Genomic DNA, 16,647 nt, shown 5'->3' on the forward strand with positions numbered 1-16,647 from the left:
CGCTGCGATTTCAGATGACGCGCTCGACCCCACGCGCCGCCTTGAGCGCCGCGCGCGCGGCGGGGCTCGCCGGCACCATCTGCCTGGCTGCGAGTTCCACTTCGCGCCCATCCTTGAGCTTAAGGATGAGCCGCAGCGGCCGCGCCTCGCCCGCATTGGCCCTGGGCAGAGCGGCAATCGTTTGCGCGAGCAGATCGATCGGCGCCCCCTCCTTGAGGATGATACGCAGGTCCTCGGTCGTGCGCGCCTCTGCCGCCTCCACCGGCTCGAACGAATCCGCTGCGATCCGCGCATCGCCGTCGCGCCAGCGCACGCGGGCGCGGAAGACAAAGGGTTTGCCTACCTGCAGCACATCGCGTGCGAGCGCGACATGCTCCGGCATCACCATGGGTTCGAAATCGCCGGTGGGATCGGACATGCCGACGAACGCCAGCGTCCCGCCCGACTGCGCCGGCCGATACTGCACGCGGCGGACGACGCCCGCCATCAGATACGAGCGCGGCTCGGTTTCGCCTTCGTCGAGAATGTCGCGATAGGTGACGTAACGGTCGCCGACATCGGCGAAGAAGTCCGAGAGCGGGTGGCCAGAGAGATAGAAGCCGACACTTTCCCGCTCGGCGTCAAGCCGATCCTGCGCCGACCACGCGGGCGCCTTGGGAAAGCTTGGCCGCGCGCTCGGCTCTTCCGCGCCGAACAGGCTCGCCTGCGAGCTTGCGCGATCTTCCGCAACGCGCTGGGCGTACGCGACTAGGGTTTCGCATGCGGCCAGCGCTCGGGCGCGATCGGGCTCGATAGAGTCGAAGGCGCCGGACTTGGCGAGGTTCTCGAGTTGGCGGCGGTTGATCGACCTCGGATCGATCCGTTCGGCGAAATCATAGAGCGCCTTGAATGGCCCTTTGGCGCTGCGCTCGGCGACGATCGCCTCCATCGCGGCGAGGCCAACATTGCGCACCGCGCCCAGCGCGTACCGAATGGCGACGGCGCCCTCCTCCAGCGGCTCGACGCTGAAATCAGCTTCCGACTTGTTGAGGTCGGGCGGCAGCAGCGGCGCGCCGATGCGGCGCGCGTCCTGGTGGAAGGAAGCGAGCTTGTCCGAGTTCGAGATGTCGAGGCTCATCGAGGCGGCGGTGAAGTCCACCGGATAGTGCGCTTTCAGATAGGCCGTTTGATACGCGACCACCGCGTAGGCGGCGGCGTGCGACTTGTTGAAGCCGTAACCGGCGAACTCTTCGACCAGATCGAAGATGTGCGAGGCGAGGTTCTCGTTCACCCCGCGCTCCTTCGCGCCGTCGATGAAACGAGACTTCTGCTTCGCCATCTCCGCGGGCTGCTTCTTGCCCATCGCCCGGCGCAGCAAGTCGGCCTCGCCGAGCGAATAGCCCGAGAGCACCTGGGCGATCTGCATCACCTGTTCCTGGTAAACGATGACGCCGTAGGTCTCTTCCAGAATCGGCTTCAGCGTCTCGTGCAGATAGTCCGGCTGCTCGCGGCCGTGCTTCACGTTGGCGAAGCGATCGATGTTCTTCATCGGGCCAGGCCGATAGAGCGAAATCAGCGCGATGACGTCTTCGAGACAGGTCGGCTTCACCTTGCGCAGCGTGTCGCGCATGCCCTGACCTTCGAGCTGAAACACGCCGAAAGTCAAACCGGACTGCAACAGCTCGTACGTCCGGGGATCGTCGTACGCAGTGTCGCTCAGGTCGACCTCGACGCCCCGCTTCTTCAGATACTTCACGGCGCGGTCGATCACGGTGAGCGTCTTCAGGCCCAGGAAGTCGAATTTCACCAGGCCCGCGGCTTCGACCCATTTCATATTGAATTGGGTCGCCGGCAGGTGCGCGCGCGGATCGCGATAGAGCGCCACGAGTTCGCTCAAAGGCCGGTCGCCGATGACGACGCCGGCGGCGTGGGTCGAAGCGTTGCGGTAGAGGCCTTCGAGCTGCAGCGCCGTGTCGATCAGCTCGCGCACGTCCGCTTCGTTCTTGCGCGCTTCCTTCAGCTTCGGCTCGATCTCCATCGCCTCGGCCAGCGTCACCGGGTTCGCCGGGTTGGCGGGCACGAGCTTGGCTAATTTATCGACTTGGCCGAACGGCAACTGCATCACACGCCCGACATCGCGCAGCACGGCGCGCGCCTGCAGTGTGCCGAAGGTGATGATGTGGGCGACGCGGTCTTCTCCGTACTTGTTCTTGACGTAGTCGATGACTTCGCCGCGCCGCTCCTGGCAGAAGTCGATGTCAAAGTCCGGCATCGAGACGCGTTCGGGATTGAGGAAGCGCTCGAACAGCAGGCCGAAGCGCAGCGGGTCGAGATCGGTGATCGTCAGCGCCCACGCCACCAGCGAACCCGCGCCCGATCCGCGGCCCGGGCCGACCGGAATGTCGTGCGCCTTTGCCCATTTGATGAAGTCCGAGACGATCAGGAAGTAGCCCGGAAACTGCATCTGCGTGATGATGCCGACTTCGTATTCGAGCCGCTTCCAGTACTCCTCTTCAGGCGCGGCCAGCCGCTCGCCGAGCGCTTTCAGCCGCGCCTTCAAGCCCGCCTCAGCTTGCGCCTTCAGTTCCGCCGCTTCGTCGCGGCCCGCCTTGGTGTCGAACCGCGGCAGGATCGGCTTACGCTTTTCGACGCGGAAGGCGCAGCGGCGCGCGACTTCCGCCGTGTTGGCGGTCGCCTCAGGCAGATCGGAAAACAGGTCGGCCATCTGCTTCGCCGACTTGAAGTAGTGCTGATCGCTGACGCGCGGGCGATCCTCTTCGCCAAGATAGGACGACGCCGCGATGCACATCAGCGCATCGTGAGCGCGGTGATCGCTCTGCTTTTCGAAGCGGATGTCGTTGGTGGCGACGATCGGCAGTCCACGCGCGTAAGCCAGATCGATCAGCGCGCCTTCGGTCTCCGCTTCGATGAACTCGCCGTGCCGCTGCAGCTCGACGTAGAGCCGGTTCGGGAACGCCGCTTCGAGCTGCCTGAGCGCCGCTTCCACCACATCGCCTTTGCCCTCGCTCAGCAGCGTCGCGAACAGCCCCTCGCCGCCGCCCGTCAACGCGATCAGCCCCTCGGCGCGCTCCAGCACCCGCGCGAACGGCACGTGCGGCTCCTCGTGCGAGACCGCATCGACGAACGCCGAACTCGATAGCTTCATCAGATTGGCGTAGCCGGCGGTGTTTTGCGCGAACAAGGCGAGCACGCCGGCGACGCCGCTTTCGTCGCGCACATCGAGCGCCAAGCCCACGATCGGCTGCACCCCCGCTTCCGCCGCCGCCTCCGAGAACTCGAGCGCGCCGAACAGATTGTTGGCGTCAGTCAGCGCCAGCGCCGGCATCTCGTGCTTGGCCGCGAGTTTGGTTAGCGCTTTGACCTGCACCGCGCTCTGCAGGAGCGAATAGGCCGAGCGTGCACGCAGATGGATGTAAGGCGTCGCCATGGGATCGGGACCAAGGTAAGGAGCCGGGAAAGTCTAGGGAAGTATTCCCATGATTCGATGCGCTGTTGTCGTGGCTGGCTTACTGATCGCAGCCGCGCCCGCGCACGCGCAGCGCTTCGCGGACGAACCCACGCTGACCATCCGGCCGAATTCCAGCGCGGATCTGAACCTACCACGCGTGAACGCCAGCGTGCGGCTGGGCTGCGCGCCGGCCGCGGGCGCCGCCAGCATGGCCTGTGAGGTTCTCGAGGAAGCGCCAGCGGACCTGGGCTTCGGCCCTGCGGCGGTGCGGATCGCATCGCGCTTCCGTTCGGCGCTCCGCGTCGAACCCAGCGAAGCCGGCGCGCTCACCATCGGCGTCAACTTCTGCTTCGGCGCCGCGGGCGCCTGCATCGAAAGCCCGCCGTTCGGCGCCGTGCCGATCGAACTGGAGGACGCCGCCCTCGCCAATCTCGTCGAGGGCCCCCGCTTGGGCGATCTCAGCCGCCACTACCCGCATGCGGCCCGACGCGCCCGTATCGAGGCGAGCGTGAACGTGCAGTGCCGCGTCGGGCGCAATGCGCGCTACGAGGAGTGCGCCGTACTTAGCGAGGAGCCGCTCGGGTGGGGCTTCGGCGGCGCCACCTTGGCGCTGCTGCGGCGCGCACGCGCGCCGTCGATCAGCAGCGAGGGACGTTCGCTGATCGGCCATCTCATCATCGTGCCGGTCAGCTTCAGCCTGCCTTAGGTTAGCTAGCGCGGCACCAGCTTGCCGTGATCGAGCGAAACCACGCGATCCATGTATTTGGCCAATTCCATGTTGTGCGTCGCGATGAGCGCCGCCGCGCCTTCGCGGCGAACGAGTTCCGAGAGCGCCGCGAACACCACCGTCGAGGTGTCCGGATCGAGATTGCCGGTCGGTTCGTCGGCAAGGATCAGTACGGGCTTGTTGATCATGGCGCGCGCGATCGCCACCCGCTGCTGTTCGCCGCCGGAAAGCTGCGCCGGCTGGTGATGCAGACGATGGCTGAGCCCCATCACGCCGAGCAGACGCTCGGCTTCGGACATCGCTTCGCGCCGCGGCCGGCCAGCGATCAGCGCCGGCAGCGCCACGTTGTGAATGGCGTCGAACTCCGGCAGCAGATGGTGGAACTGATAGACGAAACCGATTTTGTTGCGCCGGATCTGCGTGCGCTGATCTTCGTTCAGCGCCCACGCCGAGACGCCTTCGATCCGAACTTCGCCGCCGCTCGGCCGCTCGAGCAGACCCGTCGCGTGGAGCAAAGAGGATTTGCCCGAACCGGACTGGCCGATGAGGCCGACAATCTCACCGGGCGCAATCGCAAGCTCCGCGCCGTTCAGAACGACAAGTTCGCTCTCTCCGGATTTGTAGCGCCGTTCGAGGCCGCTGAGCCGCAGGACCGGCGCGGTCGTGCCTGTCTCACTCATAGCGCAGCGCCTCCACTGGATCGAGGCGCGAGGCCCACCAAGCCGTGAGCGCCGTCGCGCCGAACGTCAGCGCCACGGTGAAGATCGAGATGATCACGACTTCCGCCCATTCGACCTTCGCCGGCAGCGACTCGAGCGAATAGACCGTGCCCGGGAAAACGTCGAAGCCGGTTACGTCCGAGATGAAGTCCTGGATCGGCCCGATGAACAGGCAAAAGCTGATGCCCAGCGCGAGCCCCAGGGCGAGGCCGATCAGACCGACGGACGCGCTCGCCATGAAGAAGATGCGCAGCACGGCGCCGCGCGTTGCGCCGATCGTGCGCAGAATGGCGATGTCACGGTTCTTGAGCTTCACCATAAGCACGAGGCCGGTGACAATGTTCAGCGCGGCGATGCCGACCACGATCATGAAGATCACCCGCATGACGTTCCGTTCGACCGTCAGCGCATCGGCCAAGCCTTGGCTATTGGCGCGCCAATCCATGATCGTCAGGTCGGGGCCGAGCCGCGAACGCAACTCCATCATCGCCGGCACTGTCCGATCCGGATCGCTGATGCGGATCTCGACGACATCGGCGCTGTCGCCGCGTCCGAATAGAATCTGCGCCTGCTCCAGCGGCATATAAACGAGCATCGAATCGAACTCGGCCATGCCGACGCTGAAGACGCCGCCGATCGGGAACGACTTGCGCCGCGGCGTGAAGCCAAACGGCGTGCTCGATCCCTGCGGCGCCACGATCGACATCCCCATGCCTTGGGTCACGCCGAGATTGGCGGCCAACCGCTCGCCCACCAGGATGGTCGGCGCGTCTATGCCTTCGAAGCCCGCCAGCGTGCCGCCCGGCTGAATGCTTTCGGACACGATCGGCAATGATTCGAGCTGCTCGCGCGGGATGCCGCGAACCAGCAGTCCCGCGGCGCGCCCTTCTACCGACATGCCCAGCGCCTGCTCGTTGATCAGCGGCGTCACGTGCAGCACGCCGGGCGCGGCCGCCGCCTCCCGCATGATGCGCTCGATCTCCGGCATGGGCAGGCCGCGCGTATCGACATAGATATGGCCGTTGACGCCGAGGATGCGCGACAGCAGCGTTTCGCGGAAGCCGTTCATCACCGACATGATGATGATGAGCGCCATCACCGCTGCGGCGATCGCGAGGATCGAAATGATCGAGATCAACGCCACGCCGCCGTGCTGGCGGCGCGCGCGCAGATAGCGGCCGGCGAGCATCCGCTCGAACAGGCCGAATGGAACGCTGTTTCCGCTCATCAATAAGCCCGTGCGATCAGGATTTCCTCCACCGCCGCCGCGCCGGTGAAGATGCATTTGCCGAACGATTGCGGCTGCGCCCGCGGCGCGTTGCGGATGGTCAATTTCAACGCTTTCAGACGAGTCCCCACCTCCTCGAGTGCGGCGCCGGTCGGCCGCGACCAGTGCACGCGCGCCCAGCCCTTGAACTCGCCCTCGTTCTCCCCGGTTCCATAATACCGTTCGAGATCGGCGAAGGTTACAAGATCGCTGCGAATATTGGACTCAAGGCGCGCCTTGGCGTCGTTGTAGAGCTCGCGCTGCGTCGCTTCGAGCAGCGCAGCGGCTTGCGCGACGAAATCAGCGCGCGCCAGTGTGTGCGACTTGATCTTTTCGCCCTCGCGCAGAGCGGTGCGCTTAATGAATGTAACCTGCCCGTTGGCGGCGTCGCGCGGCCCGATCTCGCAAATCAGCGGCGCGCCGCGGCGCACCCAATCCCAGCGTTTGTCCGCCGGCTTGGCGTCTTTGGTGTCGACGTACGCGCGCAGCGCCGAGCCGAACACGGCCAGGCCGCCCAGCTCCTTTGCGAGCGCGGCGCAATAGTCCTTCAGCTCCGCGTCTTCCGGTTTGCCGCGCAGCATCGGCACGATGACGATCTGGCGCGGCGCGACGGCAGGCGGCGTGCGCATGCCGTCGTCGTCGCCATGCACCATGACAGCGGCGCCGATCATGCGCGTGGTCATGCCCCAGCTCGTCGTGTGCGCGAGCGACTGGCCGCCTTCCTTATCCTGAAAGCGGATGTTCTGCGCTTCAGCGAAATTGGTGCCGAGATAATGCGAGGTGGCCGCCTGCAGCGCCTTGCCGTCCTGCATCATCGCTTCCAGCGAATAGGTGCTGACCGCGCCGGGGAAACGTTCGTTCTCCGGCTTCTCGCCGACAACGACGGGAATCGCCAGGAAGTCCTCGGCGATGTTGCGGTAGATTTCGAGCGCCAGCATCGTCTCTTCGCGCGCGTCCGCCTCGTCGGCGTGCGCAGTGTGGCCCTCTTGCCAGAGAAACTCCGCCGTCCTGAGGAAGAGCCGCGTGCGCATCTCCCAGCGCATCACGTTGGCCCACTGGTTCAGCTTCAGCGGCAGGTCGCGGTACGATTTGATCCAGCGGCTGAACGCATCGCCGATGATCGTCTCCGAGGTCGGGCGGATGATCAGCGGCTCGGCCAGCTCCGCGTCCGGATCGGGCTTAAGCTCGCCGTCGATCGCCTTCAAACGGTGGTGGGTGACGACCGCCATCTCCTTGGCGAAGCCTTCAACGTGCTCGGCTTCCTTGGCGAAGAAAGAAAGCGGGATCAGCAGCGGGAAATAATAGTTCTCATGTCCCGTTTCGCGGATTTGCCGGTCGAGCTCGTCGCGGATGCGCTCCCACATCCCCATGCCCCACGGCTTGATGATCATCGACCCGCGCGTCGGCGACAGCTCCGCCAGGTCCGCTTCGCGGACGACGGCCTGGTACCATTCGGGGAAATCTTCGACGCGCGTGACCTTGAGCGCATGCATGGGGAGCGGGTTCCTTTCGACGGGTCTGGATAGACTGCCCCGCCGCCTCCGGCAACGCGACTTAGCGCGGGCGCATCTCGAACAGATCGACCGACACCGCCCAGGCGACTCCCAGCCACAAAACCGCCGCGATACCCGCAGCCCAAAGGGCCTTTTGCCCCAGCTTATGAACCCTGGGCGCGCCGCGCTCGGCGCCCGGCACGACCTCCTCGCCCGCCTCATGATGGCTTTGTGCGCCGATGGGCAGCATGGTGAAGAAGGCGAGCCACCATAGGATCAGGTAGATGGCGATACCGAGAAACGGGCTCATCCGTGTGCGCCTTTCGGCGTCTCCATCAGTTCGACGAGAACCCCGTTGGAATTCTTTGGATGGACGAAGATCACCGGCGTGCCATGCGCGCCGATGCGCGGCTCGTTCAGCACCTTGGCCCCGCGCACGACCATCTCGTCGCGTGCGGCGTAGATGTCCGCGACTTCGAAGCAGACGTGGTGCTGCCCGCCGCTGGGGTTCTTGTCGAGGAATTTCATGATCGGACTATCCTCGCCCAAAGGCTCGATCAGTTCGATCTGGCTGTTCGGCAGGTTGACAAAAGCGTACTTCACGCCCTGCGGCGGCAGCTCTTTCGTCTCGGTGATCGCCTCGGGGGCGACGCCGTAGAGATCGCGGTAGGTCGCTTTCGCCGCTTCAATCGAGGGCACAGCCACGCCCACGTGGTTCAACCTGCCGATCATGTCGCCTAGCTCCCGCTCCCAGCCGAAACAGCTTAGAGCCTCAGCACAGTGACGTCGACCAGCGGGCGCTTTCGCCACAGCCTTTCCGCGCTTTTGCGCACCGCGCGGACCAGCGCGCCCTCGATGGCGTCATCATCGTCCCGTTCGCCATGAGAAAGCTTGGCGAACGCCCCGTGGGCGGCCCCCTCCAGCTCCTCCAGCGCCAGTTCCAAATCCTCGTCGTCCGGCATTGTGAGGCCACGCACCGTCACATTGGGTCCTGCCACGACCGCGTTCTTCGCGCTTACCGCAAGCGCAATGTTGATCGCCCCCTCGGCCGCGAGCCGCTTACGGTCGCGTATCGCCTCATCGTCAGTCTCGATGATCACATTGCCGTCGACATAGAGCCGGCCCGCCGGCACTTCGTCGATCAGCGCAGCCAGCCCCGGCGCGAGCCGGATCATGTCGCCGTTGTTCGGCGCGATGGTCTCCGGGACCTGCAACGATTGCGCCAGCTTCACGTGCTCGCGGATGTGGCGCATCTCGCCGTGCACCGGGATCGCGATCCGGGGCCGCGCCCATTGATACATCTGCTTCAGCTCGTCGCGCGCCGGGTGGCCCGAGACGTGGATGTGGTGGTCGTCCGCCGTGATCAAGCTGACGCCGCGGCGCACGAACTCCTCGTAGAGCGCATGGATCGCCGCTTCGTTGCCTGGGATCACGCGCGAGGAAAAGATAACGGTGTCGCCCTGGCGAAGCGTCACGTTGCGGTGCTCACCGCGCGCGATGCGCGAGAGCGCCGCGCGCGGCTCGCCCTGGCTGCCGGTGCAAAGGAACAGAATCTTTTCGTCCGGCAGATCGCTCGCGTCCTCTTCGTCGATCACTTCCGGCGCGTCCTGCAACAGCCCCACGCTCTTCGCCGCCGCGTAGATGCGGTGCATGGAGCGGCCGACCAGACATGGCGTCCGCCCCGCCGCCCGCGCTGCGTGCAGCGCCGTCTCGACCCGCGCGACATTCGAGGCGAACGCCGTCACCGCCACTTTGCCGGTGCAGCCGAGGATCACTTCCGTCAGCTTCTTGCGCACGTCCGCTTCGGAGCCCGCCGTGCCTTCGACGAACACATTGGTGCTGTCGCAGACCATCGCCAGCACGCCCTCTTCGGCCATGGCGCGCACCTTGGCTTCGTCGGTGGTTTCGCCAATCAGCGGGTCCGGATCGATTTTCCAGTCGCCGGTATGCCAGATGAGGCCGAGCGGCGTTCGGATGGCGAGTCCGTTCGGCTCCGGAATCGAATGCGTCAGCGTGACGAAGTCGATCTCGAACGGGCCGAGCGTAAGTTGGCCCTTCAACGGGATTTCCGTCAGCGGGACTTTGTCGAGCAGCCCGGTCTCACGCAGCTTCTCGCGCACGAGCGCGGCCGTGAACGGCGTCGCATAGACGGGCGCCTTGAGCCGCGGCCACAGCCAGCCGAGCGCGCCGATATGGTCCTCGTGCGCGTGCGTCAGCACGATGGCGAGGATGTTGTCGCGCTCGTCTTCGAGATAGCTCGGATCCGGAAGGATGATTTCGATGCCTGGCGTCGCCTCTTCGCGGCCGAAAGTGACGCCGATATCCACGATGATCCACTTGCGCTCGTCCGGCGGGCCATAGCCGTAGGCGTTCAAATTCATCCCGATCTCGCCCGAGCCGCCGAGCGGGAGAAAGACCAGTTCGTCGTCGGGCGAAGGCGCGCTCAAAGCTTGCCGCCGTTGCGCCGGAAGACTTCGAGCAGCCCGCGCGAGGTGAGGTCCTGATCGAAGTGATCGATGCTGGGAAACGCGCCCTCGAACAGCGAGGCGACGCCACCGGTGGCGATCGTCTTCATCGGCTGTCCGTACTCCGCCCGGATCCGCCGGCACAGGCCTTCGATCATTTCGATCGACCCCCAATAGATGCCTGACTGCATCGCGCTCACCGTATCCTTGCCGATGACGCGGCCCGGATCGCGAATCTCCACGCGCGGCAGCCGCGCCGCCGCATCGTGCAACGCCTGCAGCGAAAGATTGATCCCCGGCAGGATGATGCCGCCTTCGAAGGCGCCGTCGGCGGCGACGATGTCGAACGTGGTCGCCGTGCCGCTGTCGATGACGATGGCGGGTCCGCCGTACTCGATGAAGGCGCCGACGGCGTTCACCAGCCGGTCGGCGCCGGCTTCGTTCGGCTTATCGATGCGGATCTCGATGCCGAGTTGCAATCCATCCTCACCGATCACCATCGGCTCTGTGCCGATGTAGCGGCGCGAGAGATTGCGCAGGTTGAATAGGGCCTGAGGCACGACGGTGGAGATGATGCAGGCGGAGATGTCGGCGAACGAGAGTTTGCTCAACGCCATGATCTGCGTGAGCCACGGCGCGTACTCGTCGGCGGTCCGCGTCGTATCGGTGGAGGCGCGCCACTGCGCGCGCCAGCTCTGGCCGTCCCAGACTGCGAACTTGGTGTTGGTGTTGCCAACGTCGATGGCGAGAAGCATGCGATCAGCCTGCTTTGGGAAGAAAGACATCGCCCGCTGCGATCAGCCGCCGGCCTGTTACCGTATCAAGCTCGAGCTCGCCGCGCGAGGAGAGACCAGCGATCACGCCCTCGATCGCCTGCTCGCCCAGAAGCACCCGCGCCTCGCGACCCAGCCCATGCGCCCGCTGCAGCCAAGCCTGCCGCAGAGGCTCGAACCCGTCCCGCTCAAGCACCCCCGCCCAAGCCTGCAGCCGCGGGCGCAGCGCCGCCAGAAACGCGAGCGGCTCAGGCGCCGGCGCATCCGGCGGCAGCACGTCGCGAAGGCTCACGGTGGGCTGATCGATCGCATCCGGCGCGCCGGCGAGATTGACGCCAAACGCGAGCGCCACCCACAGGGTTTTCGCATCGAGCGCGCCCGAATCCAGCATGATGCCCGAGGCTTTCGCGCCATCGATGAAGACATCATTCGGCCATTTCAGCGTGGCGCGGCTGCCGCCGAGGATCGCGTCGACCGTCTCCGCCAACGCGACACCGGTCGCGAAGCCAAGCAGCGCGATCGTCGCCGGCGGCTGCTGCGTCGTGAACAGGTGTGTGGCGAGCAAGTTGCCGTCGATGGACGCCCAAGCGCGGCCCCGCCGTCCCCGCCCCGCCGTCTGCCGCTTCGCCACAAGCCAAACTGGACCGACCGCACCGCGCTCGGCTCGGCGGCGCGCCTCCAGCACAGTGGAGTCGATCTCGTCGAAGACCTCGACCGGCGCGCTCGCGTCGATCATGGCGCCCCGCTGCTCAAAAGCTCATCCGCACGGCATCCTGCGCCCAGCCCTGCACGGCGCCGAGGATCAGCACCAGGACCGGGAACGTCAGCGCGGCGGCCGCCGTCGCGGTCAACATGATTGTCCCGCTCGGCGCCTGCAACTGCGCCGCCGGCGGCGCAAACCAGATCGAGGCGATCAGGCGCAGATAGTAGGCCGCCGCCACCACGGCCGCGACGGCGCCCAGCACCGCGAGCCAGATCAGACCCGCTTGAACACTGGTGCTGAACACGACGAGCTTGCCGATGAAGCCTGCAAACGGCGGAATGCCGGCGATCGAGAACAGCAGCATCGTGAACAGCGACGCCATCCACGGCCGCTTCTGCGCCATGCCGGCGAGATCGGCCACCGTCTCCGCCGGCGCGCCTTCGCGCCGCATGGCGAGGATCAGCGCGAAGATGCCGACATTGGCCGGCAAATAGAGCGCCATATAGATGAGCGCCGAGGATGCGCCCGCCTCGCCGCCCGAGGCGACGCCCATCAGCGCAAAGCCGATATTGCTGATCGAAGAATAGGCCATCAGCCGTTTCAGGTTGGTCTGCATCAGCGCTGCGACCGAACCCCACACCATCGAGATCGCCGCCAGCGCCGCCACCACCTGCTGCCACTGGCCCTGCAGTTCGGCGAACGGTTCGTAGAGCACCCGCACCATGAGCGCGACAGCAGCGACCTTCGGCGCCGCGGCGAAGAACGCCGTCACCGGCGTCGGCGCGCCTTCGTAGACATCTGGCGTCCACATATGGAACGGCGCCGCCGACATCTTGAACCCGAGCGCGCACAGCATCAGCACGAGCCCGAACACGAGTCCCACGCCGCCCGCGCCTTCGCCGATGGCGGCCGCAATGGCGTCGAAGCGGATCGAGCCGGTGAAGCCGTAGACGAACGAGGAGCCGAACAGCAGCAGCCCTGAGGAAATCGCGCTCAGGACGAAGTATTTGAGGCCCGCTTCGGACGAATACGCATCGTCCCTGCGCCAAGCCGCCAGCACATAGGCCGACAAGCTCTGCAGCTCGACGCCTACATAGAGGCTGATCAGGTCCTGCGCCGAGACCATCACGAACATGCCGAGCACCGCGAGCGCGATCACGACCGGGTACTCGAACCGCGGGTCTCTCACCTTCGCGAAGTGATCCCAGCCCAGCGCCAGCGTAGCGGCGCCGGAGAAGGCGATCAGCGCCTTGGCGAACACGGCGACGCCATCGACCACCATCGCCCCCTGGAAAATCTCCACCGGCGCGAACGGACCGTAGAGGGCGAGCACGCCGGCGCCGACGATCGCGGCGATGCCTAGCATAGAGAGCGCATTGAAGGCGCTGTCCTTCAGCCAGGCGCCGATGATCGCGGCGGCCAGGGCGAAGCCGGCCAGCAGCAGTTCAGGATACGCCAGCGGCAAGCTGGCCGAGAGATCGCTCATCGCGTTCATGGGCGGGCTCCCGCGAAAGCCGCGGAGATCGCCTCGGCTGAATTATGGGTGAAGTCGAGCACGTAGCTGGGCGCGAGGCCCATCACCAAAGTGGCCAGGACAAGCGGAATGAACGTCACCCACTCGCGCGCGTCGAGATCGGTGATGGTGTCGAGTTTCGGGTTCTCGATCACGCCGAACGCCACCTTGCGATAAAGCGTCAGCGCATAAGCCGCCGACAGGATGACGCCGAGCGCCGCGCCGGCCGCGACCCAGGCGTTGATCTGGAACGTGCCGACCATGGTGAGGATTTCGCCCGGGAAACCGCTCGTGCCGGGCAGGCCGACATTGCCCATCGTGAATAGCAGGAAGATCGCAGCATAGACCGGCATCCGGTTCACGAGGCCGCCATAAAAGGCGATCTCGCGCGTATGCATCCTGTCGTAGACGACGCCGACGCAGAGAAAGAGCGCGCCCGAGATGACGCCGTGCGACAGCATCTGGAAGATGGCGCCCTGGATGCCCTGCTCGTTGCCGCTGAAAATGCCCATGGTGACAAAGCCCATGTGCGCGACCGACGAGTAGGCGATCAGCTTCTTCATATCGAGCTGACGGAACGCGACCAGCGAAGCCCAGACGATCGCCACGACGCTCAGCGCGAACACGAACGGCGTGAAGAAGTGGGAGGCGTCCGGGAACATCGGCAGCGAGAAGCGCAGGAAGCCGTAGCCGCCCATCTTCAACAGGATCGCCGCCAGCACCACGGATGCCGCCGTCGGCGCCTCGACGTGCGCATCCGGCAGCCAGGTGTGCACCGGCCACATCGGCATCTTCACCGCGAACGAAGCGAAGAAGGCGAGCCAGAGCCAGATCTGAACGTCCGGACTGAAGCCGCCGCCCTGCGCATGCGCGGTGAGCGCCGGGATGTTCGAAGTCCCCGTGACTGCGATCATATAGACGATCGCCACCAGCATCAGCAGCGAGCCCAGCAGCGTGTAAAGGAAGAACTTGAACGCCGCATAGACGCGCCGCTCGCCGCCCCACACGCCGATAAGGATGAACATCGGGATGAGGCCGCCTTCGAAGAAGACGTAGAAGAGGATGATGTCCTGCGCGCAGAAGACGCCGATCATCAGCGTCTCCAGCACCAGGAATAGAACCATGTAGCTGGAGACCTGCTTCTCGATCGCCCAGCTCGCCAGGATGCAGAGCGGCGTCAGGAAGGTCGTCAGCATCACCAGCGACATCGCCAGCGTGTCCACGCCCATGGCGTAGCTCGCGCCGAACGCCCACGGGATGCTTTCGACGAGCTGGTACTCCGGATTGCTCGGATCGAACGCCGCGAACGCGAACAGCGACACGATGAATGTCGCGACCGTGAACAGCAGCGTCAGCACCCGGACGCCGTTGTCGTAGCCCGGGTTCGAGCCGCGCGCCGACATGCGCGACAGCAGAATGAGCAACGCGCCTGCCGCCGGCAGGAACGTCACGATGGAGAGGATCGGCCAGCCGGCCACGAGCTCGCTCACGGCGCGCCTCCGATGCCGGCGAAGATCGCATAGGCGCCGAACGCCACCGCCGCGATCAGCATGATGAAGCTGTAGTGATAGACAAAGCCGGTCTGCACCTTACGCAGATTGCGCGAGAAGAAGCGCGAGCTCGCCGCGACGCCGTCAGGGCCCAGCCCGTCGATCAGCCGCTTGTCGCCCACCTTCCAGAAGAGGTCGCCGATGGCGCGCGCGCCTTTGACGAAGATGAAATCGTAAATCTCGTCGAAGAACCACTTGTTGTAGAGGAAGGCCCAGACCGGACCCTTCGCCATCGCCTTCGCGGCGCCCGGCTGGAATAGATAGAACAGCACCGCGAGCAGGAAGCCGATCACCGTCACCGTCAGCGGCGCCCAGATCACCCAGGCCGGGAAGTCATGGTGCTCGCCGTGCGCGAGCGGCACGACGTGATCCCAGAACCCTTCCGCGTTCGCGCCCAGGAAGTACGGAGCAAAGATAGCGCCCGCCGCCACGGCCCCCGCAGCCAAAACGAACAGCGGCGCCAGCATGATCCACGGCGACTCATGCGCCGGCGCCGAGCCGTCGGCGCGCGCGGGTTCATCGGAGTGGCCGTGCCCATGGGAGTCGGCGCCCTCGGCGTGACCTTCTTGAGTGTGCCCATGCTCATCGTGATGACTCGGATGAGCCGGATTGCCGCGGTATTTGCCTTCAAAAGTCATGAAGGCCAGGCGCCAGGAATAAAAGCTGGTCAGCAGCGCTGCGCTGACGCCGCACCAGAAGGCGAACTGCGCGCCGATGGCTTGGCTGCCGTAGGCCGCCTCGATGATCGCGTCTTTCGAGTAGAAGCCGGCAAAGCCGCCGAGTCCCGGAATGCCAAAGCCGATCAGCGCGAACGTGCCGATCAGCATCATCGCCCAAGTGATCGTCATCGGTTTGCGGACGCCGCCCATGTAGCGCATGTCCTGTTCATGGTGCAGGCCATGGATCACCGAACCCGCGCCCAAGAACAGCAGCGCCTTGAAGAAGGCGTGCGTGAAAAGGTGGAACATCGCCGCGTTGTAGGCGCCCACGCCCGCGGCGAAGAACATGTAGCCGAGCTGCGAGCAGGTTGAGTACGCCACCACGCGTTTGATGTCGTTCTGCGCCAGCCCCACCGTCGCCGCGAACAGCGCAGTAGTGGCGCCGATGACGGTGACAAACCCGCTCGCTAGCGGCGCCAAATGGTAGAGTTCGCCCAAGCGGCAGACCATGAACACGCCGGCGGTGACCATCGTCGCGGCGTGGATGAGGGCCGAGACCGGCGTCGGGCCTTCCATCGCGTCGGGCAGCCAGACGTGCAGGAAGAACTGCGCCGACTTGCCCATCGCGCCGATGAACAGGAGAAACGCCACCACCTCGACCACGGGCGCTTGCAGCACGATGAAATCGAACGCCATGCCTGGATTGGCGGCGGCGGCGGCGAACACCTCGTCGAACCGGATCGAGCCGTAGGCCATGAACGCGGCCATGATGCCGAGCGCGAAGCCGAAATCGCCCACCCGGTTGGTGACGAACGCCTTGATCGCCGCATCGTTGGCGCTGCGCTTGTGGAACCAGAAGCCGATCAGCAGATAGGACGCGACGCCGACGCCTTCCCAGCCGAAGAAGAGCTGCAGGAAGTCGTTCGCCGTCACCAGCGCGAGCATCGAGAAGGTGAAGAACGAGAGATAGGAGAAGAACCGCGCCCGGTGCGGATCCTCGGCCATGTAGCCGATCGAATAGACGTGAACCAGAAACGAGACCGTGTTCACGACCACCAGCATCACCGCAGAGAGCGCGTCGATGCGCACGCTCCAGGTCGAACTGAAGCCGCCGACATCGACGAACCGGAACAGCTCGATGATCCGCTCAGTCCCTTCGCCCCAGACGAACTCAGCGAAGATCGGCCACGACAGCACCAGCGACAGGCCCACCGAAGCCGTCGTGATCGCCATGGCCAGCTTGTCGCCGAGATAACGCTGCAATAGCCCGGCGATCGCCGCGGCGAACAGCGGCGCAAGTACGATCAGGGCTTCCGGAGAGAACTGCACC

The 16,647-nt window shown here is 65.4% G+C and carries 13 protein-coding genes; 1 reads left to right on the forward strand and 12 read right to left on the reverse strand.

From position 1 onward, the window contains the following. Positions 1-10 precede the first annotated feature (10 nt). Entirely contained in the window at positions 11-3,427 is a 3,417-nt protein-coding gene (gene dnaE, locus VEA80_RS00150; protein ID WP_325058652.1) for a DNA polymerase III subunit alpha, read from the reverse strand. Positions 3,428-3,497: 70 nt separating this feature from the next. On the opposite strand from dnaE, the gene VEA80_RS00155 reads away from it, so the two are divergent. Further along, entirely contained in the window at positions 3,498-4,154 is a 657-nt protein-coding gene (locus VEA80_RS00155; protein ID WP_325058653.1) for an energy transducer TonB, read from the forward strand. 5 nt (positions 4,155-4,159) lie between these two features. On the opposite strand, the gene VEA80_RS00160 is transcribed toward VEA80_RS00155, so the two are convergent. From VEA80_RS00160 to nuoL, 11 genes are all read right to left on the reverse strand, one after another. Continuing rightward, the gene (locus VEA80_RS00160; protein ID WP_325058654.1) at positions 4,160-4,855 is read right to left on the reverse strand and encodes an ABC transporter ATP-binding protein; all 696 of its coding nucleotides are present in this window, start codon (positions 4,853-4,855) and stop codon (positions 4,160-4,162) included. After that, positions 4,848-6,122: a lipoprotein-releasing ABC transporter permease subunit gene (locus tag VEA80_RS00165; protein WP_325058655.1), complete on the reverse strand. Its 1,275-nt coding sequence runs from the start codon at positions 6,120-6,122 to the stop codon at positions 4,848-4,850. Before VEA80_RS00165 ends, VEA80_RS00160 begins: the two co-directional genes overlap by 8 nt. Further along, the gene (locus VEA80_RS00170; protein WP_325058656.1) at positions 6,122-7,654 is read right to left on the reverse strand and encodes an aminoacyl--tRNA ligase-related protein; all 1,533 of its coding nucleotides are present in this window, start codon (positions 7,652-7,654) and stop codon (positions 6,122-6,124) included. Before VEA80_RS00170 ends, VEA80_RS00165 begins: the two co-directional genes overlap by 1 nt. A 61-nt stretch (positions 7,655-7,715) precedes the next feature. Next, positions 7,716-7,964 (reverse strand): DUF1467 family protein, encoded by a 249-nt coding sequence (locus VEA80_RS00175; RefSeq protein ID WP_325058657.1) that lies wholly within the window; start codon positions 7,962-7,964, stop codon positions 7,716-7,718. After that, complete coding sequence (gene mce / locus VEA80_RS00180; RefSeq protein ID WP_325058658.1) at positions 7,961-8,386, reverse strand: methylmalonyl-CoA epimerase; 426 nt, start codon at positions 8,384-8,386, stop codon at positions 7,961-7,963. Before mce ends, VEA80_RS00175 begins: the two co-directional genes overlap by 4 nt. A 32-nt stretch (positions 8,387-8,418) precedes the next feature. Continuing rightward, positions 8,419-10,101: a ribonuclease J gene (locus VEA80_RS00185; RefSeq protein WP_325058659.1), complete on the reverse strand. Its 1,683-nt coding sequence runs from the start codon at positions 10,099-10,101 to the stop codon at positions 8,419-8,421. Next, positions 10,098-10,874, reverse strand: a complete 777-nt coding sequence (locus VEA80_RS00190; RefSeq protein ID WP_325058660.1) for a type III pantothenate kinase — start codon at positions 10,872-10,874, stop codon at positions 10,098-10,100. Before VEA80_RS00190 ends, VEA80_RS00185 begins: the two co-directional genes overlap by 4 nt. Before the next feature lie 4 nt (positions 10,875-10,878). Then, positions 10,879-11,628 (reverse strand): biotin--[acetyl-CoA-carboxylase] ligase, encoded by a 750-nt coding sequence (locus VEA80_RS00195; RefSeq protein WP_325058661.1) that lies wholly within the window; start codon positions 11,626-11,628, stop codon positions 10,879-10,881. Positions 11,629-11,641: 13 nt separating this feature from the next. After that, positions 11,642-13,090, reverse strand: a complete 1,449-nt coding sequence (gene nuoN, locus VEA80_RS00200; protein ID WP_325058663.1) for an NADH-quinone oxidoreductase subunit NuoN — start codon at positions 13,088-13,090, stop codon at positions 11,642-11,644. Continuing rightward, positions 13,087-14,598, reverse strand: coding sequence for an NADH-quinone oxidoreductase subunit M (locus tag VEA80_RS00205; protein ID WP_325058664.1), 1,512 nt, complete (start codon positions 14,596-14,598; stop codon positions 13,087-13,089). Before VEA80_RS00205 ends, nuoN begins: the two co-directional genes overlap by 4 nt. Beyond that, entirely contained in the window at positions 14,595-16,646 is a 2,052-nt protein-coding gene (gene nuoL / locus VEA80_RS00210) for an NADH-quinone oxidoreductase subunit L (RefSeq protein WP_325058665.1), read from the reverse strand. Before nuoL ends, VEA80_RS00205 begins: the two co-directional genes overlap by 4 nt. Position 16,647 lies beyond the last annotated feature (1 nt).

The sequence above is a fragment of the Vitreimonas sp. genome (assembly GCF_035627415.1).
Taxonomy (GTDB): Bacteria; Pseudomonadota; Alphaproteobacteria; order Caulobacterales; family Aquidulcibacteraceae; genus Vitreimonas.

Excerpts from the sequence above, each read along its gene's own strand:
- VEA80_RS00165 (WP_325058655.1), bottom strand. The coding sequence starts at position 6,122 with ATGAGCGGAAACAGCGTTCCATTCGGCCTGTTCGAGCGGATGCTCGCC.
- nuoN (WP_325058663.1), bottom strand. The coding sequence starts at position 13,090 with ATGAACGCGATGAGCGATCTCTCGGCCAGCTTGCCGCTGGCGTATCCT.
- VEA80_RS00175 (WP_325058657.1), bottom strand. The coding sequence starts at position 7,964 with ATGAGCCCGTTTCTCGGTATCGCCATCTACCTGATCCTATGGTGGCTC.
- mce (WP_325058658.1), bottom strand. The coding sequence starts at position 8,386 with ATGATCGGCAGGTTGAACCACGTGGGCGTGGCTGTGCCCTCGATTGAA.
- VEA80_RS00195 (WP_325058661.1), bottom strand. The coding sequence starts at position 11,628 with ATGATCGACGCGAGCGCGCCGGTCGAGGTCTTCGACGAGATCGACTCC.
- VEA80_RS00170 (WP_325058656.1), bottom strand. The coding sequence starts at position 7,654 with ATGCATGCGCTCAAGGTCACGCGCGTCGAAGATTTCCCCGAATGGTAC.
- VEA80_RS00190 (WP_325058660.1), bottom strand. The coding sequence starts at position 10,874 with ATGCTTCTCGCCATCGACGTTGGCAACACCAACACCAAGTTCGCAGTC.
- VEA80_RS00160 (WP_325058654.1), bottom strand. The coding sequence starts at position 4,855 with ATGAGTGAGACAGGCACGACCGCGCCGGTCCTGCGGCTCAGCGGCCTC.
- dnaE (WP_325058652.1), bottom strand. The coding sequence starts at position 3,427 with ATGGCGACGCCTTACATCCATCTGCGTGCACGCTCGGCCTATTCGCTC.